The following is a 24,249-nucleotide window of genomic DNA, read 5'->3' as shown; positions in this document are numbered from 1 at the left end:
ACTTAAGCTATACTAGGCATAAGTCCATCCCCTTTTTCTTTAGCTAAACTAATTATAGGGCTTTGTAAGCCACGCATAAATTCTTCGGCGTTCAAGATTTTTCTTCCTTCTTGCTGTAATCTCTGGATGATCAAAGTACCTTTACCACAAGCTACCTCCAAAACACTATTATTAACTACGGTACCAGGTGGCAAATTAATATCCAAATCGTTATAATACGCTTCTAGAATCTTTATAACTTTACCTCTATATTCAAAATATACACCAGGCCAAGGATTCATACCTCGAATTTTACAATCTATTTTGTAGGCAGTCTCACACCAATCTATCTTCCCTTCTTCTTTCTTAAGTTTATGAGCATAAGTTACGCCATTCTTATCCTGGATAATTTTTGGTAAATTATCAATATTATCTAAGGTTTCAATCAATAAATCTGCTCCTATTTTTGCACATTGGTCATGCAAAATTGGTAAAGTTATTCTAGGAGAAAGTGACAATGAATGCTGCAATATAATATCACCAGTATCTAGCCCTTCATCCATCTGCATTATACATACAGAAGTTTCTAAATCACCTTCTATAATAGTACGCTGTAATGGAGCTGCCCCCCTATGACGCGGCAAACTTGACGGATGAATATTAAGACATCCATATTTTTTAGCTTGCAGGATAACTGTTGGTATTAAAAACCCATAAGCAACTACTACTATTATATCCGCCTCAATTGAATTAATTAAATTGGTTATTTCTTCGGTTCTTAAGGTCTTAGGAGTATAAGTTGCAATATTATATTTTGATGCCAAAAGATGTACTGGAGATTCCACCTCATTGAGTCCTCTCCCTTTAGATTTTGCAGCTTGAGTAAATACACCAACCACCTGGTGGTCGTTGCTGTTAATTAACTCCCTAAGAGTGGGTACGGAAAATTCTGGCGTACCCATAAAAATTACTTTCATAAATTATTATTTTTTAGCTTTTTTAATTTACGTAATGCTATATCCTTTTTTATATTACTCAAATAATCAACTAATAACTTACCGTCTAAATGATCCATCTCATGTTGAATAACCCTAGCAAGCCAACCATCAGCTTTTAATTCTTGCTGTATATTGTTATAGTCTAAGAACCTTATACTTATAGACTCAGACCTTGCTACTTCAACATGTTGCTCCGGTAAAGATAAACACCCTTCTAATGCTACAACTAACTCTTTAGATTTATCTATTATTTCTGGGTCTACAATAAATAACGGATAAAAACCCTCTGCTCTTTCTGTATCATCACTATTCTGTAAGTCAACCACTAATATACGCTTAACTATTCCAATCTGAATTGCTGCAAGTCCTACCCCATGATCATGATACATGGTTTCAACCATATCATCCATCAACTTTCTTATAGTATCATTGACTGTACCTACGGGCAAAGATTTTTGTTTTAATCTTGAATCCGGAGCAGTTACAATAGGTAACACAGACATAATTTTTAAACCACCAAATTATTTATAGTAAATTTAGGAGAATTGGCTAGCAGAGGCGATAAAGCAACGCCTATAATCAATAGGCGTCACTCGTCGCTCCCAGGAGACTAGCGACAATAACTAATTCAGCGTTATCCACCTTTAGCCCGCCCTACTCCTTTCCCTTGACTACTAATACGAAAAGCTTCACTTTTATTTTTGCTTAAAAAACCACTAAAATCTTCTTTCGTAAATTTAAACTCCGCAATATTCTTTGCTGGACTTTTTTCTGTATTCAATCTTTTATCTTGTTTTTTATCAATAGATAGTAATTGTATAAAATCTTCTTTAATTTTACTTGATGTTGTTGGAGAGTTTAAAGTCTTAATCAGCGATTCTAATGCCTTGGTATCATTTCTAACTTCTTTATTGCGGTTAGTTGCTGCAAGTATAACATAATCTTTTAAGGGACTCTTATTATCTTTTCCTTCCCAACGTTCTGAAGTACAAAAAGATAAAAGTGCCTCAGCTTTTGCTTGATGACTTCGAGTAGCATCACGATCTTGCCAACTTTTCTCAGTTGGCTTTGCCGGAATTATATGGTCTAACATTTTATGAGCAAATGTTTTATTCAAATTGTCATTATCATAAACCTCATAGACGCTTAGAAGGAATTTTTGCTGTTCAAAGTTTTTATCTACTCCCTTACCTAACTCGTAATTATCTAAATATTCCAACGTCTGAAAACGTCCTTTAATATGCAAGTAACCTGCATATTTCTGAGCATCATCAAAATCAAGAGTGGATATACCTTGAGTATCTAATGTCACCGTGTTTAATGCATTCTCACGTAAATTAGTAAGAGTAGCTTTATCAGTTTCCGTATATTTAAAATGTCCACCAACTTGAGCCAGAGTTTTATATACTACATCCATTAAAAATTTTATTAGAACACTTGGACTGTCAAAAGGCTTGGCACTATATATTGCCACATTTGTTGAAGCATCCATACCACTACCAAAAGCAAGAGCCAGTACCCTACCCTGTTTTTTTGCTAGAGCAACATTATCAAAACCATCTAATTCTTCGGCAGAATCCACTTTACTCTCATTTTCAGGAAAATATCCAATAGGTACATTGTCCCTATATCCCCCATCAACATATTCAACCCCATCAATTGTTGCCGGTTGGAAAACTATAGGAATTGAAGCAGAGGCACGACAAGCTAAAGCAATTTCAACATCAGGGCTATTTTCCGCACTAAAAATTTGCAACGTACCATTATCTCGCCTTACTGCAGTAATTAATAAATCTTTAAATTGCTCTGAGTCAACAAGTCTTAAAAGAGCTAAATCCTTAAAAAGGATTTTCCCACCAGCTTGGCATTTTTCCATTAATTCACTGAACTCTTTACCATTAGAGTCTATGATAGTTTGAATTTTATCAAATTGCTTATTTAGCTGTTGTTTTTGAAAATCCAATCCTTGAATATTCTCATTTATATCACTAATCTGTTGACTATTATCACCATGTTGTTGTTTTAATTGTTCAATCGAGTTTAAAAGCTCTTGCTTTTTTTGCTCTAACTCTTCTTGCTGTTGTACAATCCTATCACGACCTGACTGACAAAGCTCCCCAAAGTTCTTGCCCTTCAAAAAATTAAATACCCCTGTTCTGATTGTTTTATCTAAAAGACCATATAATGGGGTACCATCCTTGCCAATCTGCACCGGACCAGCTGAAAATCCTTGCGTACCAAGTAAACCTTTAAGATTAGTCTCTTTTGAAATTTTCTCAAATTCTTCAGGGGGGATACCACAGGCAACCATCGCCGCACTTATCGCCCCAGCAGATGAGCCTGCAACCGCCTTAACCATTCCAACTGCTCCAGATTCTGCCAAGGCTGAATAAACACCGGAATATATTGCCCCTTTGGCTCCTCCCCCACTAAATACCAAATACTCAAAAGGAGTTTTTTGCCTTTCCAGCATTTCTTCTATATTACCCATAAATTTTACTCAATATTTAATTTTACCACCTTACTCATGACATTTACAGATCATGTATATCTCGTCATTGTGCATAAGCATCATTGCGAGGAAGCCCTTAGATCGACGAAACAATCCAAGAAAGTAATTAGCAATGGATTGCCACGCTCACATACGTTCGCTCGCAATGACGAGTTATAGACTTATAGTCATTGCAAGGAGTACGGAAACCACAATTTTTCAGGGTAGCTATTGTCATCTTCTATGATAATCTTTCTGCCTGGTAAATTTAGTAGAAGATATGAATAATCCAGCTCCTATAACTAAAAATACTGAAACAGTAAAAATACTAGCTATCATAAAATGCCCGAACATTGCTAAAATTAGCGTAGTAATACAGACCATTATCATAAATATAACCGCACTAACTCTCCCTTTTTTTGTTATGTTTTCATAAACCTCAATACTTTTAATATCCATTTGCTGTCTATGCGTTTGTTCTTTCTCTGCCATAACAATTAATTTTGCCAAGGTGCCTGGATGAAGATTTTCATATTCTTCCATTAAATCTATAGGCGGCATAACATGCTCAAACTTCTTACGATAGAAGCTATTATCTTTTTCTCTAGGATTATTGTTAATTTTTGAATATCCTTTATTCAATCTATTATTACTAGCAAAGAAGCTTTTACTCTCTTTCATATTCTTTTTTTATTTCTTGAAATGTTGAATTAATATATTTTTCTATTTTAACAAAATACTCAGACAAATCTGTCTCTGGCTTCTTTCTTATTGTTGTTTTAGATATTTTAAATATACTAAAAAAACCAGTTAGGAAATGCCTTACAAAATCTTTACTCATTTGGTTTTATTCATTTAATTTTCATATTTATTACGTCATTCCCGCCATTGCGAGACCATGTAATGGTCGTAGCAATCCACACTCATTAGATTGCCGCATCGCTACTAAAGTAGCTCCTCGCTAATAGACGATTAAATTCCTCTAAATCACTTTTATAAAATTATCATCAGGAATCAATGGCTCTCCTCTGAAATTTACTGCATTGTTGAATTTATTGCAACAAGTTATAAAGTTTTTATCACAACCTATAGTAAGATCAACCGTTTTATTACACTTCATACTATCAGGAATTAATTGATCCAATATAATTACATTTCCAGAATGACTAATTATCTTACTATAAAATTGACCATTAGCTAAAATAGCATCCCCATAATTAAAATAACCACTTTCTTTATCAATATCTGAAATGACTATAGTTCTGCCAAATATTTCCTGAATATTATATATCTGACTATAAACTGTTTTATCTATTTTGCATTTTAAATCTCCAAAATTAGCACGACATTTTTTACTAAAAGATTGCAGTAACGACTGATTATATCCCATATTTGGCTCTAAACGTAAAGTAAAATCTAAATCCCTTTTAGTATAAAGGCTACAGCAATAAGTAACAAAATGCTTATAAGAATCAGCACAACTAGTATAAATTCTGACCATAGCCTGGGTCAAATCATAATGTTGCTCTACTCCATTATTCTCAAAAACTCCTTCTAAGATAATGTAATTCTGTGCGGAATCATTAAAAACCCCTTCCTTTAAAGTTATTCCAGAATTTGGCATAAATCTTATCCCATCAATTGACAAAGATTTATCAGATTCAGTAAGATACAACTCCAAACCGTCTTGTAGCGTGATATGGAAACAATAAGTAAAATTATGTACCGCTATGGAATTATCAATATATTCTGTCATATAACCTCCATTAACTCTATTTGCGATAATTCTATTGACCCATCAGAAGAATACGAATATTCAAAACTATCATTAGCAAATCGTACAGCTACATCAAAAGTAAAACTACCTGTCAAAATTTGCTCCCTATCTAATGGGTTTGGTAAAGTTATTAATCCAGTATTATAATCAAGCTGAACATCCAAATTTACACCATTAACATAAAATTCTTCGCTACCAGCTACCGGTTTATTAATTGTTCTAGCATAGGGTAAAATTGGGTCATCATATAATTTAATCAGTTGATATTGGGTTAATTTTCCATCGCCTTCAGCAATGAATTGCCTTGATACTTGATGATCAACATTATCTCTGAAGCGAAAAGAAAAACTCCCTCCCCTTCTTGCTCTGAAGAAAGAGCTAAATTGCTCAAATTCAAAACTACTCAGACGACAATTTTTAATCAAATATCTTTGTCTAGCATATTCTCTATCTAAATTTCTTACTTCTCTACCTGATAATGTCATAGCACAAGAAATAGCAAATTCCGGTTTACCAACAGCAAAAGTTTCAATAAATTCCGGCATACGTATATCATGAAAATTCATAATTCAATATCCCTTGCTTTACCCTGAACTCTTTCAAATAATTTCTCCTCATCATTATAGTCAATTAATAAGAAGTTGGTGACGTCGTTGCTCCTGCTAGCCAATTCTTCTGAATTAAATATAGCTTCTTGTAATTGCCATTTTTTCATAATCTACCTTTGATTTTATTAATTAATTAGCGTAGGCAGTCTCCTAACCTATATCATTCTAATAGCATAAGATCATTTTTTATTAGCGACCTAAAATCCTTATCCATATCAACAAGCCATCTTTTTATATCCACTTTAATAGTTAAATCAGATTCCTCCAATTCTTCTTACAACTTACACAATTGTTGATCACTTACTGCTTCCATAATACAAAGGTCAAGATCAGAAAATTTTCTATGACGACCTTTAACACGTGAACCGTATGCCTTAAATATATAAGGATATTTTTTAAGATAGATTGCAATATAGTCAATTGATGAGCAGTTGGGGACGTTGTTGCTCAATGCTCACCCATTATTTATAGGCGTCACTCCATCGTTCCTGCTACCCAATTCTCCTGAATTGAATTGACTATAGTTTCTATATCCTCATTCTTGGCAATAGAAGTTTTTCAAACTTATAGTTCTTAATTATCTCCATAATGACTCCACATGCGTAGTATCTTTATCTACCTCATAAAATAATCTATGTTGCAAATTAACCCTTCTCGAATAAGCTCCCAAATACATACCCCTTAACTTTTTAAAAGGTGGGGGATTTTGAAATGGATCATTGCTTATAATTTCTAGTAATTTGTATATTTGTTTCTGCAAAGGTGATTTCTTAATCTTTTTAAAATCTTTACAAGCATCGCTAGTAAAATACAAACTATACATTTAAGCTAATCCACCAATTTTGTCTTACAATCTTTAAAATCAGTAGTAAGACCTTTGATTATTGATTGACTTAATTCTTTATTTTTTGCTACCAATAATGTTTCTTGAATATCTTCCCAGTCTTGTTTTGAAATTAAAACTGCTGTATTTCTTTTGCCTTTTATTATTGTTGGCTCATGCTCCTCTGCTACCATATCTATTAATTTATATAAGTTCTTCCTAGCCTCACTAGCTACCAAATATGCCATAATTATTCCTATAAAATGTTGATTAACAGTACTATATATGGCACTGTTAATCAATAGACCTCTTGCCTAACTCTACTTCTGCTGGCAATTTGTACGTGATAGCGGTACTCTGCTCCTCACATACACTAGAGTACGCTGCGGTTCGAGGTGAAGCGTCTCCTTCAAATTCCTCAGCATAAGCGAGTTTTGCAAGAGGTCTAATATCTTTAACCCCCTTTATTGCAATTTTTGCTAATTCTGTTCTCCTTTAACAATGCTTTGTAATCTATGGTAAGCTTAGTAGTAATAAGGTCAGAACTACGCTGAAAATTTATATTACAAGCTTTCATACCAGCAACAATGTAATCTTGAAGAATACACGAATTAGCTGTTAATTTATTAGTAATTTTCTCCGCCAGTAAAGTTAAAAGCCCCTGATTTTTATCCCTAGCAAAAGCACTTATCTCAAATTCCACTTGGTAAATATCCTGCCCTAATCTTGAAATATTTTCAACTTTCAAAATATTTACTAGTAAGAACGGATATTTTGCATCTTGGACTACCGATATGTAAATCCGGTCAACACTAAGCCTAATATCCGGCTCCCCAGATAATAAGTTATATATGCTCATGTGAAAATCATGAATAAAATTAACAGACATATATTTCTAACCCTATAATATTCAAGAATTTACTTCTTTCTTCAACATTAATAATCCGCTTAATTTCAAATTGCCTATCTCTAAATGATATACGCATTTTGGTGGTAATGCCGGTGATAAATCTCATTTTAAACACATAAAACCCTTCAGTCATAATATGACCAAAATTCAAATGTTCTATCGAGGTAAATCGATTATCAGAAATAGGTTTTATTTCAGCATAAGTAGAAAGTTTCTCTTGCCATTTTTCTTGTTCTATCTCACTTACAGAAAAATTCTCTAGAATTTTCACCTGATGTTGTAAAGTACGTGCTATTGATTTTTTCATTCTTACCTTTCCAAAAGCCTTATATTCTTAATTGCCTATACGCTAGATATAGATTCTTAATTTCTGTTGATAAAGAAGTAGCATTTTGCCTTTCCCTATCATACATTTCTGCTATATGCATTAATATGCCATGCTTTATTGAAGCTGGAATATGCATTTTATCATAACCCACAATATATTCAACCATTAATTGATAATTTTCTAATTTTTTATTCAAACATAATAATGATCGATCGTGATCTAAGTAATATTGATCAGATTGCAGCTTCATAGATTGACTGTTATTTGTTAGAGTAATCTTCACTAATTCCTTTATCGGCTGGTATTTTAACTGAAAATTTTGTTGATTTTTAATATTACAAACAAACTCTACCCGCCTTGTTATTATTGTAAGTTTAGTAAAATTCTCAGCAGCCATAATTGCAGCATCTATCAAGCTGCTAATTAAATCATCATCATAATCGCCTTCTATTCTCATATAGTTCTTAACTTCCACTAGAGTCCAAATAGCCTGAGGCATTAATTCAGTAATCCTAAAAGTATTTTTTTTATACATATAACTACTTCACATAGGTTAACTAAACATAGCCAGCTTAATAGCACTATGATTCACTACGTCGCCCCCTACCCTTTTAACTGCGTAAAATTTGACAAATGGCTTATCAGTATAGGGATCTCTCATTATACTAATACCACCACGATCTATGATTTTATAGGCTGATTTAAAATCACCTATAGCAATTGCCATATTACCTTCCTTGATAGGCGGCATCTCAGAACAGCAAAGCACCGATATACCAAATATTGTTTGCTTTAAAGAATCAGACAGTGACTGTTGCCAAATAAACCGACCATTATTATCTTGAAGTTTTTGAATTTCTGATAAAGTAGTACGATTCATCAAAAAAGTAGCATTTGCCAAATATTCTTCATCAAGTAAATTAATGAAATCTAATAATTTTTCGGCAGTAACTTGTCCCCCCATCTCAAATAGCTCTATTTTATCACGAGCTCTTGATAAGATACCTCTTGGCTTTTTCTTACCGTCACCATTAATAAACGCCTCATTTTCTGCTTTAACAAAACTATCTCTTAATCGTTCTATCAGCCAATTCTCTATCCGAATAGCTGAGTCATCTATCAAAGTTTGACTAGCTTTTGGCTGAGCATAAAGCTCATGCACAAAGATTCTCTGTTGCTTTAGCCGAGAGGCAGTTGTTTCTTCTCTTGCTTGCAAATCACCAACCCAACCACTAGCAAAACTCCCCTCTTCAATTACTATATCAAGGGCATTACTAGAAATTGTTTCGATTGATGCTAATTGTCGCATAGGTGATCTAGCGTTAATCTCAGTAATGATACTATTATATAAAGCCGGTACTAACAATACTCCACCTTCCTCAGGTCCGCTATTTAAAGATTTTTCGATTAATTCACTTTGGCTACCTTTGCGAATATAATTATTAAAAGCAGTTTTATGCTCAATATCTTGCATCCCCCCTATTTCTGGACGAGATAGAAAATTTTCTAAATTATAAACTTTTTCTTGTAACTCACTAATTTTTACTTCATTGTTATTTTGTTTTGTTATTAATTCTGTATGCATTTTATTCTCCATTAAAATTGAATGTTTTACATTTTTTTGTTTTAAAGAAAAGCTATCGCAAATTTGCTGATTACTAGCCCGTTGCTTATTGCCCAAATTATAAATTGACGAGAAATCGCTCCTGCTACCCAATTCCCCTGAATTGACTATATTCAAATCATTTAAGTATCTTTGTTTAGTGATATGCGAAATTTTGGCATGGTAATTGGCTGGAAAAGTTACGATACTCACCTCAATTAATTCCGCTTCAGTGATTATTCTTTGGTTTAAGTTATTGTAATTTGCTAATTTTATATTAAAACCAATGGAAAGACCATCAACGGCTCCTTGGCGAACAAGCTCTATAGCTTCTTTACCTTTGTCGATTTTATTATTAATTATAGCTTCAACTTTTAAGCCGTAATCATCTTCCGTCAAAGACTTAATCACCCCTATTGGCTGTTGCCAATCATGTTGCCAAAGAAACTTGATACATAAATGATTGGCTGAGGCAAAAGCCCCTTTAGCAATTAGGTCATTATGCTGATCAGAAATATTATAAACACTAGCATAACCTGAAATAACTACGTTATTATCTGTAACAGATTTTATGATTAAATTTTGAATGGCTTGATTTTGCTGTAAGTTTTCAATATACATATTACCCCATAATTGCAATAACTATAGGTAATATATACTAAAAATCTCTAGCACTAAGTATTTTAGAAAAAAAATATTGATTTTTATCAAATATTTTTAAAATATATTCAATAAACGTTTATTAATAAGGAAAACTATAGAAGAAAAATCTTCTGCCTAAGGATGCCATCCTACTCGACTTATTGTCATACCTACTCTCCTGTCACCCCTGCTTTGGTGCGGGGTCTAGATTCCCGCCTACTCACATAAGCGTCAGCAATTAAGAAAACAACAATTGAAAAACCATCATTGCGAGGAGACCGTAAGGTCACGAAGCAATCCAGAAAAGTGATTAGAAATAGATTGCCACGCCACCTACGGTGGCTCGCAATGACGACTTATTAATAAAAATTAATCTTGTGTTTTTTACTAAATATTATACAATCTCTCTTTAACAATTATAATACGAGACTTTATATATGCGAAATAACACCAATAACTTACCCCTTCCCAATCATGTTACCCCAGCAACGCTTCTTGCTGCCTTAAGGATGGCTAATGGCATACGCCTACCTATACCAGTTAATAACAATTTGGATATGCCAAATCTTGATACCTCTGTTGTTAATAACAATTTAAACGTTACAACCTCTGATCTATCAACTCCAATCCCTAATAGTACCGCCCCTGATGCTCACCCACCACTGCTAGGAGCAGAAGTTCAGCAGCCCCCTACAGAGTAAGATAACTTCACCACTTCAAAAGCTGTTTTTACAGCTTTTGAAGTTTAGTTACAAATATTCAGTTTAATATTTAGCCTCAGCGTCATTGCGAGCTGATGTATCCCCCACAACTGTTGAAAGTTATAAGAGGAAGCGGTTTTAGACCGGATAGTTTAAAAATCGTATGTGGTCAACGTCATTGCGAGAAAGACCTTAGGTCGACGAAGCAATCCATAAAAGTAACCAAAGATGGATTGCCACGACCACTACGTGGTCTCGCAATGACAGAAAACCTATCTAAAACCCGCTTTACCTTCTAACTTTCAACAGTTGTGATGTATCCCCACGAAATTGTTGCAAAATAGCAAGAATCGATAGAGATAGTAGGTTATGGATGTAAAAACAGTTTAAATCGAAGTAATAAAAGAACATTGTCCTTTTATACATAATAATCGTTTAAATGCGTTACTTGATGTTGCAGGAGACTTGACAGTAAAAGATAAAAAGATTTATTCGTATTTTATCCTTGGGAAATTTATTATTGAATTTAATTATTTGCATGCCATAAAACCATTGCTAGAACCCCTGGCATCTATTATAAAGACAGAGCTTTGTCATGCTTAATTTCGTGGGGATATATCAGCTCATAATGACAGTTTTTCAATTATTATTTTCTTGCTGACGCCTATGCACTCCATCGCTCCTAGCCCCAAATTCTCCTGAATTGACTATATCAATGGTTATTATAATTTCTAATGAAATCAAATTTATAATTCTTCTTGCGTAATGCATTAATTAGATTTCGTAAATTTTCTTTACCATTGAAGCAATCTTGGAACATCTCATCATGCATTAATAAAATTAATTTATTAGGTAATGCAGTATCTTTTTTTGCAAATTTAGCATCTATCTCTTCTACTAGACGCTCAACAGATTGTATAGGGCAACCATCATTATAGTGAGTCCATTCTAAATCCCATCCATATAGGTAAAAACCATTCTTGTACATAGCATTATCATCTATCTTTTCAACTTGATCTTCCTGTTTTGAAATATACGGATCATCTCTAGTTAAGTTAGGGAGACGGAATACATTCCTCCCAGGAAGTCTAGTATCAATATGGGAACCTTTTAAACCTAGCGTATCATTATTCTTTTTAAGATCATTAATTACCGATGGAATATCGCGATAAAATTGCTGATAGCGATTATAAGCATGAGAATAACTGTGATTCCCTATCTGAATAAAAGGACTCTTCTTAGCTAAATTCACAACACCCTTTGACCAACTACTAGAATCGTAGTGGAATCCTACCATAAACATGGTAACGGGTATCTTTTCTCCAGTCATAACCGCAACGACATTTTCTGTTCCTCTAAGCGGTCCATCGTCTGAAGTGATATAAATGGTATAACTAGCGTATGAAAAGCCAGCATAAAATATACTTGTTATAAATAACAATAAACAAAAATGGTTTAATCTTACAAGAGTTCTTAGTATGTTCATATATTCCTCAGTTAATCTGTTTGGCATAAAAATATAGCTAACCTTTAGTATTTATCTATAACCAACAGAAGTCATCGCAAAAAAGCATAAACCAACGAAGCAATGGCGTTAACCAAATATAGAATTACTTTTAGTTATTAGACCTTATATCACATTTTCAAGATATAAGGTCTATTGTAAGCAGCCTCCTATTGTACCAAAAGAAATATTGAATGTCTATACCAAATAATATGCAACCGTAGAATCAATAGTTGACAATAATCAAAGAGTATAGTTAAATAAATTGTGAGGCAACTATATAACTTATAAATAGCAAAAGAAATGAGTAAATATTTTATATTACTACTGATATTTATAATGCCTCTTAATTCATTAGCTCAACAACAAATATCTAACCAGGTATCTAATTTTGTTGCACCAGTTACTTATTTTGTCGATCATACTAAACAACTAAAGCTACTCAAACATAATTTAGATAAACATCGACAAGCAAGTATTATAGGAACTAGTGGTATGGGGAAAACCCAACTTGCTAGAATGTATTGTTATGAGAATCAAAATAATTATAAACTCATATGGTTTATTGACTGTAATTTAGATATTAATCAAGAGTTTCTAAAGCTAGCTCAAGCTATTAATAGTACTGCTAAATCTAATCTAGTATCAGAAGATATGAGGTTAGTACAACAAGAAGTAATAAGCTATTTATCGAATCAAGATAAATGGTTATTGATATTTGATAATCTGAAAGTCAGTGAAAATAAAAAAGTTCAAGAATTTGTTGATTGGGAAAATAACGGGCATGTTATATTTTGCTCCCAAGATAGTGAAAGATTACCTAATATAATTAAAATGACTGCCTTTACAAAAAGTGATGCGATTACACTTGCTAATAATATTCTAGAAAACAATGATCCAAAAATAGTAAAATTCTTGAGCAAAGAATTTGCTGGCTATCCTATCCTGATAGCACAAGGTGTACAATTATTAAACAATGTACAAGGTTTAGATATAACAGAATATAAGAAAAAAAAACCCAACGAGCAGCAGATAAAATTCAATTGAACATTATGTTAACTATCAATGAATTAAAGCCAAGTGCTAAAAAATTACTAAATAAAATAGCCTTAATAAATAATCAAGGTTTCTCGAAAGAATTTTTAAAAATTATTACTGATGATCAAAGTACATTGAATGATGATCTTTATCAATTGTCTAAATTTGCCTTAATATCTAACATTGATTCTAATGAAAATAATCCGATCTTTGAAATGCACGATGTTATTGCTGAGAAAATAGCTGAGATTAATTGTAGCGAAGGTAATAAAGCTTATTTAGAGGATATTATTACCAAATTAATAAATTGTATACCAAAGAGTGCATTACAGGCTCGTATTTTCAGAAGTGCTAAAACTATACAAGAAAATCTTGAAATAATTTTAAAAAATTCAGAGAAATATAACACAAATATATATAAAATTATGGCACTTAATTTACAATTAATAGTTCAGTACAATGATTCTCTTAATAGTTATTGTGCAGAAAAAAAGGTTAACTGGTTTAACAAAGCTAATCAAGAAGGAAAATTTAAATTATGGTTAATGAGTAATGATGAAAAGCGTACTTATGCAGGTTACTTACAATCAATAGGGGGGTATCATAGGTATTCTAATTATAAGATAGCAATAAAATATTATATAAGGGCGAAAGAAGTATTCGATAATGTGAAAGGGTATGAGTCTTTAAAAGGGAATCTATTTTTTGTTTTAGCAATATGTAATATTGCATTAGGACAGATTCAAGAAGCCGAAAAGAACGTTCAAATTATAGAAAAAATGTTTAATGAAGGTTTAATAGATAAAAATGACATAAGTTATATACATAGTGCTAAGGCAAGGTTATTATTTATACAGGGAAAATATATTGAATCATTAGAGCAAGTTAATAAAACTATAGAAACATGTATTAAAAATGGGCTAAGTCCTGATGACATAGTTCTTGTCCATCCTTATTTACTTAAAGCAGAACTATTAAATTATCTTAAAGAATACCCAGAAGCATATGTTCAAGTTGAGAAATTATACAATTTGTGTGAATCTTCCCAAAAAATACCTCCTGAAATATTAGGTCGCATTCTTACCCAAATGGCAAGAAGTGAATTAGGGCTAGGTAAGCTAGAGCAAGCCTCAGATCATGTTAATAAAGCCATTTCCATATTTTTAGCCGATGAACTAAGGAATCCCAAAGATGCAGATTATTCGGAAGATCCAGATTTAGCGGTTAGTTATGTAGCACAAGGTGATATTTTATTTGCTCAAGATAACATAAAAGAAGCTATGGAATCCTATAATAAAGCTTATACCATATATTATTATTTATATAGAGATAATCGAAAAAATGTGGCTCAAGTTAGTTACTTATATACTCAAGGAGCTAAAGCGGCATGTAAAGCAAAAGACTTATCTAATTATAAATTTTTTGGTAAACCGCAAGTAAAGGAGTTTGGCATAAATTATCCTAATACTGTATCTATGTTTGAGTATTGTAAACAATATGATATGGATTTATGGGCAAAAGAAAAATAAAAGAGCTGTATATTTTTGCTTTAAATAGTAGGACTCTTTTTATAAAATGAATGAATTACAACAACAAGCATCAGATCCCCAATATTCTGTTTGGGTTTCTGCCTCAGCCGGTACAGGCAAAACCAAAATTTTAACAGATAGAGTACTCAGATTGCTGATTGAAGGGGTGGCATTTAACAAAATTTTATGCCTAACTTTCACTAATGCAGCTGCCCTTGAAATGCAGAGTAGAATTAGAAATAAGCTTGCTAAATTTGCTGTAGATGGAACTGCTAAATTGACGAAAGAGTTAAGTTTATTACTTACTAGGGAGCCTTTAGAAAGTGAGGTGCAATATACCAAGACTTTATATTACAGACTACTAAACTCTGAAGATGGAATTAACATTTATACTATTCATGCTTTTTGTCAAAAGATGCTTAAATTATTTCCTTTGGAATCGAGTATCAATCCAGAATTTCAGATTCTTGATGATATTACAGCACAAGGGGTTATTAACAAAATAAGAAACCAAATCTATTTAGATCCAACTTATAATGAGCTGATTAGTTTCTTTTTGACAAACTTCCATGAAGTAACCATCAATGATATTTTTTCTGAAATAATCCAGCAAAAGATTAAGTTTAAGAAACTATTTGCCAAGCAAGTGGATTACAAAGAACATCAAACTATTAATTCTTATGTTCCTGAGCAATTATCAGAACTTTATAGCCATGCTCGGCAATTACTGGCAAAATACTCAATAGCTATTAACCTAGATCAAGAAATTCAACTATTTTTTCTTACTAAAGAAGGTACTAAGCGTAAGAATATGTTGCCCAAATCTATAGCAACAAACTATCCAAAATTATTGAATGAACTTGAATATATTCAAGAAAAAGTTTTTCAGTTAGGGCAGCAAACTAAAATGCAAGATATGGAAAATTATTCAAATTTGTTGTGTAATTTGGCAAAAATTTTTCTTGATAAATATGAGTCCTATAAAACTGAGAACAGCTTACTGGATTATGATGATTTAATTTATTTGACACAATTATTATTAACAGATGATACTACCAAAAATTGGGTGTCATATAAACTTGATGGTGGAATTGAGCATTTGCTTGTTGATGAAGCACAAGATACTAGCCCTGAACAATGGAGCATTATCACTGCAATTATAGCAGAGTTTTATTCTACCACTAAGCATAAAAAGAGTACTATTTTTGTTGTGGGTGATGAAAAACAGTCAATTTTTAGCTTCCAAGGAGCAAATCTTAGCTCTTTTAATTCTGTTAATGCAAATTTATGTAAAAAATTCTCTGAGGCAAATAAAAATTTCAAAAATATTACTCTTGAATGGTCATATAGGTCTACTGAAAAAATTATCGATATTGTCTATCTAATTTTACAACAAATTAAAAACACTACCCCTCAATTATTTACCTCTGAGAATCCTAAAATTTTACCATTTCGTCAAAATGATAAAGGTATAGTAGAACTCTGGCCACTAGTTAGAGGAGAGAAAGAGACTAAATTATTTTGGCCCTTACCAGAAGAGCATAATAAATCCAAATCTGCTCAGCAAGTACTTGCGGAACAAATCGCTAATTTTATAAAAAGCCAGATAGCAAGCCAAAGAATCTTACATGCCACTAATTCCGAAGTTAAAGAATCAGATTTTATGATTTTGGTACGTAAGAGAGATGAGTTGGTTTTTGAAGTTATTAATTGTCTTAAGCAACATGGTTTACAAGTAGAAGATGTTGACCGAATCACTTTAGATAAAAGTTTATCAGTATTAGACTTAATAGCCATAGCAAAATTTGTGCTACTACCTCAAGACGATTTGAATTTGATTGGTCTATTAAAATCCCCAATAATCGGCATGAGTGAACAAGAACTACAGTTGCTTGCAGTTTCTCGTGGCAAGAATTCTATATGGGAATATCTGCAAAATATACCAGAATATACAAATATATATAATAAACTATGTTATTTTCTACAGCTATACAAAGTTGCCAATTGTCGGAATTTTTTCTCATTGATTGTCGATTGTTGGGATATTAGAAAAATTCTAGTTGAATCTAATGGATTTGATAGTAATGATGTAATAAATGAATTGATATATTTAAGTGTAAATTATGCTAATAATATCGATAGCTCGCTGCAAAGCTTTGTTTATTGGTTTGAAAATAACAAAATTGATGTTAAAAGAAACTTAGAATCGTCAAGTAAGATAAAAGTCATGACTGTTCATGCTTCTAAAGGGCTACAAGCACCGATTGTTATCCTGTGTGATACTAGCTCAGTGCCAACTAACAGCAATAAATTTATTTGGGATCAAGATGGTAAGGTGTTCTCTGTCCCCCAATCATCTAATAGCCCAGAATTTTTTAAAGCTCTCAAGGAACAGGAACAACAAAAAGACTTACAAGAATATATCAGACTACTTTATGTGGCAATGACCAGGGCAGAAGATCATTTAGTGATATGTGGTTACCAGTCAAGTGGTAATAAGCTGCCACAAAATTGTTGGTATGAGTTAGTTTCTAGAGCAATGAATATGCATGGTAAGCTACATGATAATGGGATTATAGTTTATGAAATGGTTATTTCTGAGTAAAATTTTAACACAAGATAAAGGTAGCATAGGCTCTAAAATTCAGGTATAATAGCTGTTATAGTCAATTGATGAGAACAACAACCATGCTTAACTTTGCCCCCTATATAGATTTACCTTTAGTTTGGGGTGGACTAATTGTCATAGCAATATTTCTGTATGTATTACTAGATGGTTTTGATCTGGGGGTTGGTATATTATTTCCATTTGCTCCTACTCAAGATTGCCGCAATAAAATGATGAATTCCATAGCACCATTTTGGGATGGTAATGAAACTTGGTTAGTTTTAGGTGGTGGGGGATTATTTGTTGCGTTCCCACTGGCTTATGCAATTTTAATGTCAGCCTTCTATATACCAATTATCGCAATGCTTTTGGGCTTAATTTTTCGCGGGGTAGCTTTTGAGTTTAGATTTAAAGCCACTCCAAAGGATCGTTACATATGGGATTATTCTTTCCATTTTGGTTCTATCATTGCCGCCTTATTTCAGGGAATTATGCTGGGAGCTTTTATCCAAGGCATTAAAGTGGATGGCAGGGTATTTGCTGGCGATGCTTTTGATTGGCTCACCCCTTTTTCTCTGATGACCGGTATTGCTCTGGTATTTGGTTATGCCCTACTTGGTTGTACTTGGCTTATCATGAAAACTGACAAAGATACGCAAATATGGGCTCGTAAATCTGCAGCATATGTATTAATTTATGTTATGTTATTTATGGGATTAGTAAGTTTATGGGTACCATTTTTAAACGAGAGAATTCGTATATTTTGGTTTACTATGCCTAATTTTGCATATCTCTCATTCATTCCTATTTTAACTATTTTTACCTTATTTATGTTATTCACCACTCTTTATAAAAATAAAGAATACCAACCTTTTTGTTACTCAGTTTTACTTTTTACTCTGGGCTATTTAGGGCTAATTTTAAGCATCTGGCCTTTTACCGTACCATATCAAATATCTTTATGGCAATCGGCAGCAATAGCCGAATCACAATCTCTAATGTTGGTAGGAGCTGCGTTACTTTTACCGATAATATTAGGTTATACAATTTATTGTTATTATATATTCCGTGGAAAATCAACTCATCACCCAATGTATTAGTAAATTGAAAAAAATTTTTATTTCTCAGAAATGCAAACAATGGCTTTGGTTTGTAATTTTATACTTAGTGGGGCTAATATTTGTGCTATCATTATCCTGTATAATTAAAGCTATCTTTTTTATATTTGGCTAGGAAACTGGGTAAATAATTTAATCTGTGCTAGACACGCTGCTACGGCAGTTTCAGTTCGCAAAACATTCACTCCTAGACTTATTGATAAACTATTAGGTCTCAATGAAAGTATCTTAAGTTCATTCGGTGAAAAACCTCCTTCTGGACCGACAATAACTGAAATATTTGAGTATGATGTAGGCATTATTTTTAATAATGTATTATTTTCATCTTCATTTTCATTAGCATATATTATAGAATTATTTAGGTTCTGATCGAGGAAAAGACTAAGTGATGTTAATGGCATAAGAATGGGCGGGATCAAACGTTCGGATTGTTCTGTAGATTCAATAATACATTTCATCAATTTTTGATTATTAACATTACGAAATTGAGACCTTTCTGTAATTAATGGAATAATTTTTGTCACCCCAAGCTGTACAGCCATATCTATGGCATCTAACATTCTATCACTTTTAATAATCGATATCCCTAAAGTAAGCTCAGGTTCGATTATTGTTTTTCTTAAAATATTAGTAAGTTCAACATGTAAATTATTTTTTGTTATATCGGTAATTTGGGCTATAAACTCACCATCTATACCGTTAAAGATTCTAAAATGATCACCAATTTTTAACCTTAATACTGTTTTAAGGTAGTGGCTATGGTCTTCTGCAAGATTTAACGAATAATTTTCAATTAGTTTGATATTGCTATATATTCTATGAAGACGAGAAATTTTCATAATTTTAACTCCAATGATCAATTATCATAGTACTCTACAATTTTTTATTTATTTCCTTATGACGAGTAAAAAAGCTGACTACTAAGCGTCATTGCAACCTGATATATCCCCCACAACTGTTGAAAGTTAGAAGGTAAAGCGGGTTTTAGATAGGTTTTCTGTCATTGCGAGACCACGCAAGTAGGTCGTGGCAATCCATCTTTGGTTACTTTTATGGATTGCTTCGTCGACCTACGGTCTTTCTCGCAATGACGTTGACCACATACGACTTTTAAACTATCCGGTCTAAAACCGCTTCCTCTTCTAACTTTCAACAGTTGTGATGTATCCCCACGAAATTAAGCACGACAAAGCTCCGTCTTTATAATAGATGCCAGGGGTTCTACCAATGGTTTTATGGCATGCAAATAATTAAATTCAATAATAAATTTCCCAAGGGTAAAATACGAATAAATCTTTTTATCTTTTACTGTCAAGTCTTCTGCAACATCAAGTAACGTATTTAAACGATTATTATGTATAAAAGGACAATGTTCTTTTATTACTTCATTTAATTTTACATCCATAACCTACTATCTCATCATTAAATAATGATGATATTCTATCAATTCTTGCTATTTTGCAACAATTTCGTGGGGATACATCAGCTCGCAATGACGAAGCACTTTTCTCAAACGTCATTGCGAGGAATAGCTTTGCTATGACGAAGCAATCCAAAATAAGTAGAAATGTATTGTCACAACCATACAGTGGTCTCGCTAATAGACAAAAATTTACTATGGATAAGTGCTAATCGAGTGCATTTTAAAGATTTTTCTAGCATTTATAGCAAAATTATCTATAAATTACTTAGTGGCTAATAAAAATAATATATACTATAGGTAAACCGAGAAGGGTTAACTAAATATATGGTATAATTATGATGTCTTGATAAACAAAAAAATTTAATTTTATGACAGAAGTGATAGCTAAAGAACAATTAGAACAATATATAAATCAAATAGAAGGGCTTGAACAAGAAAAAGCTGAATTATCTGAAGCAATAAAAGATGTATTTGATGCAGCCAGCTCCAGTGGTTTTGATACCAAGGCTATGAAGTCTGTGTTAAAACTAAAAAAACTTGATAGAAATAAGCTGGCTGAACAAGATGCAATCTTAGAATTGTACAGGCAAGCTTTAGGTATATAAATTAAAGATATTTAATAATGAAATTATATCCGTTAAGACTATTACCTGAGCAAGTTAATTTTGATTTTATCAGATTTAAAAAAGTAAGCTATACGATGTCCATTATTTTGTCTCTTGTGAGCATTATATGGATAGGAATTTATAAATTTAATTTTGGTATTGATTTTTCTGGTGGAATTGTTATAGAAGTACGGCTTGATCAATCGCCTGATTTAACCAAAATGCGTGAAGTACTTAATAACCTTAAGATTGGTGAAGTAGTATTGCAAAATTTTGGTAACCAGAATGATTTGTCGATACGAGTTGGTAGCAATAGTGAAGACACTTTAATGCACAATATTGAGCTGATCAAATTGACTTTAAGCAACCAATTTCCTTATAAATTTGAATATCGTAAAGTAGATTTTGTTGGTCCACAAGTTGGAGCTCATTTGATAAAATCAGGAATAACGGCTCTAATTCTTTCTTTTCTTGCCATAATGGCTTATACTTGGGCTAGATTTGAGTGGTATTTTGGGCTTGGTATACTGATAGCTTTGCTACATGATGCCATACTAAGTTTAGGTTTTATGAGTGTGATGAGGTTAGACTTCAATCTAACTTCCATAGCGGCTATTCTTACCATAATAGGTTATTCTGTCAATGATTCAGTAGTTATCTATGATAGAATTAGAGAAAACTTACGGAAATCATATCAGAAAACAATGCAACAAATTATTAATCAGAGTATTAATGAGACTTTGTCTAGAACCATTTTAACAGTTGTGACAACCTTGTTGGCAAACCTAGCTTTAGTAATATTTGGTGGAGAAGCTATTCATAGCTTTAGCTTATTAGTATTTTTTGGGATAATAGTTGGTACATATTCTTCTATCTTCATATCTGCTCCGATACTAATGTTATTTGTTGCCAAGAAATTTAGATAGCGAGAACAAGGAGGCAATGAATAGTGGATTGCTTCGTCGGCTTACGCCTTCTCGCAATGACGCTTGGGTTGCATACACGTCATTGCACATAGGCGTTAGTTTAAGAAAATAAAGTAGAAAAGTCGTCGTTGCGAGCCACCGTAGGTGGCGTGGCAATCCATTTCTCATCAATTGACTATAGTGATTTCAAGAATTGTTAGAACCCACCTTACTCAACATAGTATCGGCTCTTTTTTCAAATGCATCGACCATTTTTTCAGTAGCATCAGTAAAAAATATACCAACTAATTTGTCAACTATGGCAAACTTCATTTTGAAATCAATAAAGAACTCTACTTTACTACCAGTATCTTCTTGAGAAAATTGCCATAAATTTTTTAAATATTTAAATGGTCCGGAGATTGCCTCGACTTCAATGGAGTATCTCTGCTTATTTAAATCATTTGAGTAGATAATTCTTGATTGATAATTGTCTGAAAAACCTTTTAACTGAATTACTAACTCAGCTATAATTTGATTCTCATTTTCTGAGATGATTCTAGCAGCCCTACACCATGGTAAGAATTCAGGATATGACTTTACGTCAAGAACTAAGTGAAATAATTCTTGGGCATTATATGGTAGGAGTTTGATTTGATGAAAACTTGGCATAAATTAATTTACAATTGCAGCATTAAAAATCAGTTACCCTGCCTTTATGCTGACAATCTCCATGGATAGTTGGTTCTTGACCTTTAAAACCACCTATTTCTTCTGGCTTTTCTTTTTTATCTTTTATGGTAGTATCTTTTTTGTTATCCATAAATGTACTAATCCTCTGTATTACGTCTTTTTATTTGTATAGTCAATTAATTTGAATTAGCAACGTTATAAATCCGATTAGTATTTAGCCTCAGCGTCATTGCGAGGAGCCACTTTAGTGGCGACAAAGCAATCCAAAAAACGATTAAAATGGATTGCAGGCTTACGTCTCCTCGCTAATAGACAGCACGATGGGTGCTTATTCAGCGCTAATTCAGGTTAATTGACTATATCTATACATGTTGAAACTTCAGTTGCCGATTTCTCCAATTCTTGCATTAGGTTATGCAAGAGGTCTATTTGCTAAGCCTGGTGCAAAAAAACCATCGGCTCCAACTGCTGCATAAGCTTTGCTTCTTCCTTAATAATATATTTTTACTTAAAGCACAATTTTAATTATCAAAATCTGTCGATAACAATAAGTGCTTGACTCTTTTATTGGGTTAGGATACTCTCAAGATACATTAACTAATTTTTGATACTATTATGTATAGATTGTTATTATTATATATTTTTTTTATAAATATATCGCAAGTAAATGCTGCTGATTTTACCATAGAACCTTTATCTGAATCATCGAAACAAGAGATGATCAAGAAAAAAGTGTGGCATGATGGATGTCCAGTTGCTCTAAATCGATTGAGAGTTATTAAATTCCCTTATTATGATTTTAATTCTGTAATACATCATGATGGAAAACTAGTTGTTTTTGATGCTGTTTCTGAGCGTGTTGTCGCCATTTTGAAAAAAATATATGATTTAAAATATCCTATTGCTAAAGCGCGTACTATTGAAGATTATGATGGTGATGATGACAGAAGTATGGCAGATAACAATAGTTCTAGTTTCAGTTGTCGTGAAATTACAGGAGGCGGTTTACCTTCAGTACATTCATACGGTCTTGCGATTGACATTAATCCAATTCAAAATCCTTATATTTCTATTCCAAGTGACATAAGTCAAGCAGGGCTTGTTACTGTAAAACCTTCAGAAGGATCAAGTTATCTCAATCGAACCAATATTAGACCTGGGATGAGTGAAGTAATAATTGATCTTTTCGCTGAAAATGGTTTTAGTGTTTGGGGAGGAAAGTGGAACACTCCTATAGATTGGCAGCATTTCCAAACGTCTCGAGCTATGGCACAATTATTAGCCATTATGAACTATAATGATGGGTGTACTCTTTTTGAGTTCTACACTAAAACCCCGCAAATGCTTAACAAAATTGATCCTAATAATAATCAATTTGTTGAGCTTTATAAAAAAGACTCTAAGATGTTTATGCAATGTTTAAAAAAATTACCAGAAATATTAAGCCTAACGCCAGATCAGGCATATGAGATTTTATCAAAATGTATTGTAAATAAGTGATTAATACAACCCTTTCTTCTTATTATAGAAATTTTGTTACTCCACTAAGTTAACTAAGAATTTTGTTAACTTAGTATAGGCAATTGAGAAGTTGGGGGTGTTGTCGTTCAATGCTCGCCTATTACTTATCATAACACCCTACAATTTTTATTCTATAAGTATAAAACAGCATAAAAACGTCATTGCGAGCTGATGTATCCCCACGAAATTCTTGCTATTTTACGCGAGTTGCCAATTAAGTTAGCTCATAAAACCTAGATGTCAAGCAGTTTACGAACTATTTGACACGTGAAAAGTATAATCAAAACGCTATGTATTTTAAAAAATTTCTAATTTTAAGAATTTATTGCATTTTTTGACCTGATTAAATGTTCTTGAAACCTTGTGAAGTCTAGGGTTTACTAAAATCAATTAATTGGCAACTCGTGTTATTTTGCAACAATTTCGTGGGGATACATCAGATTGC

27 protein-coding genes and 1 pseudogene are annotated in these 24,249 nt (G+C 32.7%); 8 read left to right on the top strand and 20 right to left on the bottom strand.

What is annotated here, in order from left to right; translation table 11 throughout:
- Positions 1-2 precede the first annotated feature (2 nt).
- The 15 genes from fmt to ACQH1V_RS06445 all read right to left on the bottom strand — a co-directional run bounded on the left by fmt (position 3) and on the right by ACQH1V_RS06445 (position 10,138).
- Positions 3-956 carry a methionyl-tRNA formyltransferase gene (gene fmt / locus ACQH1V_RS06515; protein WP_425360225.1) on the bottom strand — a complete coding sequence of 318 codons (954 nt, stop codon included), beginning with the start codon at positions 954-956 and terminating at the stop codon, positions 3-5.
- Positions 953-1,480 (bottom strand): peptide deformylase, encoded by a 528-nt coding sequence (gene def / locus ACQH1V_RS06510; protein WP_341748842.1) that lies wholly within the window; start codon positions 1,478-1,480, stop codon positions 953-955. Before def ends, fmt begins: the two co-directional genes overlap by 4 nt.
- Before the next feature lie 131 nt (positions 1,481-1,611).
- Positions 1,612-3,468, bottom strand: a complete 1,857-nt coding sequence (locus tag ACQH1V_RS06505) for a patatin-like phospholipase family protein (RefSeq protein WP_425360224.1) — start codon at positions 3,466-3,468, stop codon at positions 1,612-1,614.
- A 234-nt stretch (positions 3,469-3,702) separates the two neighbouring features.
- Positions 3,703-4,149: a DUF2335 domain-containing protein gene (locus ACQH1V_RS06500; protein ID WP_094649503.1), complete on the bottom strand. Its 447-nt coding sequence runs from the start codon at positions 4,147-4,149 to the stop codon at positions 3,703-3,705.
- Positions 4,136-4,309, bottom strand: a complete 174-nt coding sequence (locus ACQH1V_RS06495; protein WP_250310584.1) for a hypothetical protein — start codon at positions 4,307-4,309, stop codon at positions 4,136-4,138. The genes ACQH1V_RS06500 and ACQH1V_RS06495 overlap by 14 nt, the downstream gene beginning before the upstream one ends.
- 141 nt (positions 4,310-4,450) lie before the next feature.
- The gene (locus tag ACQH1V_RS06490; RefSeq protein ID WP_341759022.1) at positions 4,451-5,224 is read right to left on the bottom strand and encodes a DUF2163 domain-containing protein; all 774 of its coding nucleotides are present in this window, start codon (positions 5,222-5,224) and stop codon (positions 4,451-4,453) included.
- A complete protein-coding gene (locus ACQH1V_RS06485; protein WP_341759021.1) occupies positions 5,221-5,811 on the bottom strand; it encodes a phage distal tail protein, Rcc01695 family in 591 nt (196 codons plus the stop codon). The genes ACQH1V_RS06490 and ACQH1V_RS06485 overlap by 4 nt, the downstream gene beginning before the upstream one ends.
- Complete coding sequence (locus ACQH1V_RS06480) at positions 5,808-5,960, bottom strand: hypothetical protein (protein WP_157905688.1); 153 nt, start codon at positions 5,958-5,960, stop codon at positions 5,808-5,810. Before ACQH1V_RS06480 ends, ACQH1V_RS06485 begins: the two co-directional genes overlap by 4 nt.
- 167 nt (positions 5,961-6,127) lie before the next feature.
- Positions 6,128-6,304 (bottom strand): nucleotidyltransferase domain-containing protein, encoded by a 177-nt coding sequence (locus ACQH1V_RS06475; protein WP_341748839.1) that lies wholly within the window; start codon positions 6,302-6,304, stop codon positions 6,128-6,130.
- A gap of 126 nt (positions 6,305-6,430) precedes the next feature.
- Entirely contained in the window at positions 6,431-6,676 is a 246-nt protein-coding gene (locus tag ACQH1V_RS06470; protein ID WP_341759019.1) for a Txe/YoeB family addiction module toxin, read from the bottom strand.
- 5 nt (positions 6,677-6,681) lie between these two features.
- Positions 6,682-6,978 carry a type II toxin-antitoxin system Phd/YefM family antitoxin gene (locus ACQH1V_RS06465; RefSeq protein WP_341748838.1) on the bottom strand — a complete coding sequence of 99 codons (297 nt, stop codon included), beginning with the start codon at positions 6,976-6,978 and terminating at the stop codon, positions 6,682-6,684.
- Positions 6,979-7,130: 152 nt separating this feature from the next.
- Positions 7,131-7,565 carry a tail completion protein gp17 gene (gene gp17, locus ACQH1V_RS06460; RefSeq protein ID WP_239832760.1) on the bottom strand — a complete coding sequence of 145 codons (435 nt, stop codon included), beginning with the start codon at positions 7,563-7,565 and terminating at the stop codon, positions 7,131-7,133.
- Positions 7,555-7,893, bottom strand: coding sequence for a phage head closure protein (locus ACQH1V_RS06455; RefSeq protein ID WP_094649739.1), 339 nt, complete (start codon positions 7,891-7,893; stop codon positions 7,555-7,557). Before ACQH1V_RS06455 ends, gp17 begins: the two co-directional genes overlap by 11 nt.
- Positions 7,894-7,912: 19 nt before the next feature.
- Positions 7,913-8,449 (bottom strand): head-tail connector protein, encoded by a 537-nt coding sequence (locus ACQH1V_RS06450; protein ID WP_425360223.1) that lies wholly within the window; start codon positions 8,447-8,449, stop codon positions 7,913-7,915.
- Between the two features lie 18 nt (positions 8,450-8,467).
- Positions 8,468-10,138, bottom strand: coding sequence for a phage major capsid protein (locus tag ACQH1V_RS06445; protein WP_425360222.1), 1,671 nt, complete (start codon positions 10,136-10,138; stop codon positions 8,468-8,470).
- Between the two features lie 458 nt (positions 10,139-10,596).
- Between ACQH1V_RS06445 and ACQH1V_RS06440 the strand changes: the two genes are divergently transcribed.
- Positions 10,597-10,860, top strand: a complete 264-nt coding sequence (locus tag ACQH1V_RS06440; protein ID WP_425360221.1) for a hypothetical protein — start codon at positions 10,597-10,599, stop codon at positions 10,858-10,860.
- Between the two features lie 712 nt (positions 10,861-11,572).
- Here the strand turns inward: ACQH1V_RS06440 and ACQH1V_RS06435 are convergent.
- Positions 11,573-12,373 carry a polysaccharide deacetylase family protein gene (locus ACQH1V_RS06435; RefSeq protein WP_425360220.1) on the bottom strand — a complete coding sequence of 267 codons (801 nt, stop codon included), beginning with the start codon at positions 12,371-12,373 and terminating at the stop codon, positions 11,573-11,575.
- Positions 12,374-12,667: 294 nt separating this feature from the next.
- On the opposite strand from ACQH1V_RS06435, the gene ACQH1V_RS06430 reads away from it, so the two are divergent.
- The 4 genes from ACQH1V_RS06430 (at position 12,668) to cydB (ending at position 18,639) form a co-directional block, all read left to right on the top strand.
- Positions 12,668-13,411: a hypothetical protein gene (locus ACQH1V_RS06430; RefSeq protein WP_425360219.1), complete on the top strand. Its 744-nt coding sequence runs from the start codon at positions 12,668-12,670 to the stop codon at positions 13,409-13,411.
- Positions 13,412-13,416: 5 nt separating this feature from the next.
- A complete protein-coding gene (locus ACQH1V_RS06425; RefSeq protein WP_425360218.1) occupies positions 13,417-14,931 on the top strand; it encodes a tetratricopeptide repeat protein in 1,515 nt (504 codons plus the stop codon).
- A gap of 46 nt (positions 14,932-14,977) precedes the next feature.
- Complete coding sequence (locus ACQH1V_RS06420; protein WP_425360217.1) at positions 14,978-17,536, top strand: UvrD-helicase domain-containing protein; 2,559 nt, start codon at positions 14,978-14,980, stop codon at positions 17,534-17,536.
- Between the two features lie 83 nt (positions 17,537-17,619).
- The gene (cydB, locus tag ACQH1V_RS06415) at positions 17,620-18,639 is read left to right on the top strand and encodes a cytochrome d ubiquinol oxidase subunit II (RefSeq protein WP_341749476.1); all 1,020 of its coding nucleotides are present in this window, start codon (positions 17,620-17,622) and stop codon (positions 18,637-18,639) included.
- A 119-nt stretch (positions 18,640-18,758) separates the two neighbouring features.
- Here the strand turns inward: cydB and ACQH1V_RS06410 are convergent, their stop codons facing one another.
- Together ACQH1V_RS06410 and ACQH1V_RS06405 are read right to left on the bottom strand one after the other, a co-directional pair.
- Complete coding sequence (locus ACQH1V_RS06410) at positions 18,759-19,496, bottom strand: 16S rRNA (uracil(1498)-N(3))-methyltransferase (RefSeq protein ID WP_094649128.1); 738 nt, start codon at positions 19,494-19,496, stop codon at positions 18,759-18,761.
- 338 nt (positions 19,497-19,834) lie between these two features.
- Positions 19,835-20,062 carry a hypothetical protein gene (locus ACQH1V_RS06405; RefSeq protein WP_425360216.1) on the bottom strand — a complete coding sequence of 76 codons (228 nt, stop codon included), beginning with the start codon at positions 20,060-20,062 and terminating at the stop codon, positions 19,835-19,837.
- Between the two features lie 386 nt (positions 20,063-20,448).
- Between ACQH1V_RS06405 and ACQH1V_RS06400 the strand changes: the two genes are divergently transcribed.
- Entirely contained in the window at positions 20,449-20,685 is a 237-nt protein-coding gene (locus ACQH1V_RS06400) for a DUF2312 domain-containing protein (protein WP_094649130.1), read from the top strand.
- Positions 20,686-20,702: 17 nt separating this feature from the next.
- Positions 20,703-21,611: a protein translocase subunit SecF gene (gene secF / locus ACQH1V_RS06395; RefSeq protein ID WP_425360215.1), complete on the top strand. Its 909-nt coding sequence runs from the start codon at positions 20,703-20,705 to the stop codon at positions 21,609-21,611.
- Positions 21,612-21,797: 186 nt separating this feature from the next.
- On the opposite strand, the gene ACQH1V_RS06390 is transcribed toward secF, so the two are convergent.
- Together ACQH1V_RS06390 and ACQH1V_RS06385 are read right to left on the bottom strand one after the other, a co-directional pair.
- The gene (locus ACQH1V_RS06390; protein ID WP_094649132.1) at positions 21,798-22,262 is read right to left on the bottom strand and encodes a type II toxin-antitoxin system RatA family toxin; all 465 of its coding nucleotides are present in this window, start codon (positions 22,260-22,262) and stop codon (positions 21,798-21,800) included.
- A 22-nt stretch (positions 22,263-22,284) separates the two neighbouring features.
- Positions 22,285-22,371: pseudogene (locus ACQH1V_RS06385) on the bottom strand (DUF1674 domain-containing protein); the annotation flags it as partial.
- Between the two features lie 527 nt (positions 22,372-22,898).
- Between ACQH1V_RS06385 and ACQH1V_RS06380 the strand changes: the two are divergent.
- A complete protein-coding gene (locus ACQH1V_RS06380) occupies positions 22,899-23,783 on the top strand; it encodes a M15 family metallopeptidase (RefSeq protein WP_425360214.1) in 885 nt (294 codons plus the stop codon).
- Positions 23,784-24,249 lie beyond the last annotated feature (466 nt).

Origin of the sequence: Candidatus Tisiphia endosymbiont of Ceraclea dissimilis, from assembly GCF_964030735.1 — a bacterium.
Taxonomy (GTDB): Bacteria; Pseudomonadota; Alphaproteobacteria; order Rickettsiales; family Rickettsiaceae; genus Tisiphia.
Note: the sequence above shows the minus strand (reverse complement) of the source record. Positions and strands in the feature narration are given on the sequence as shown.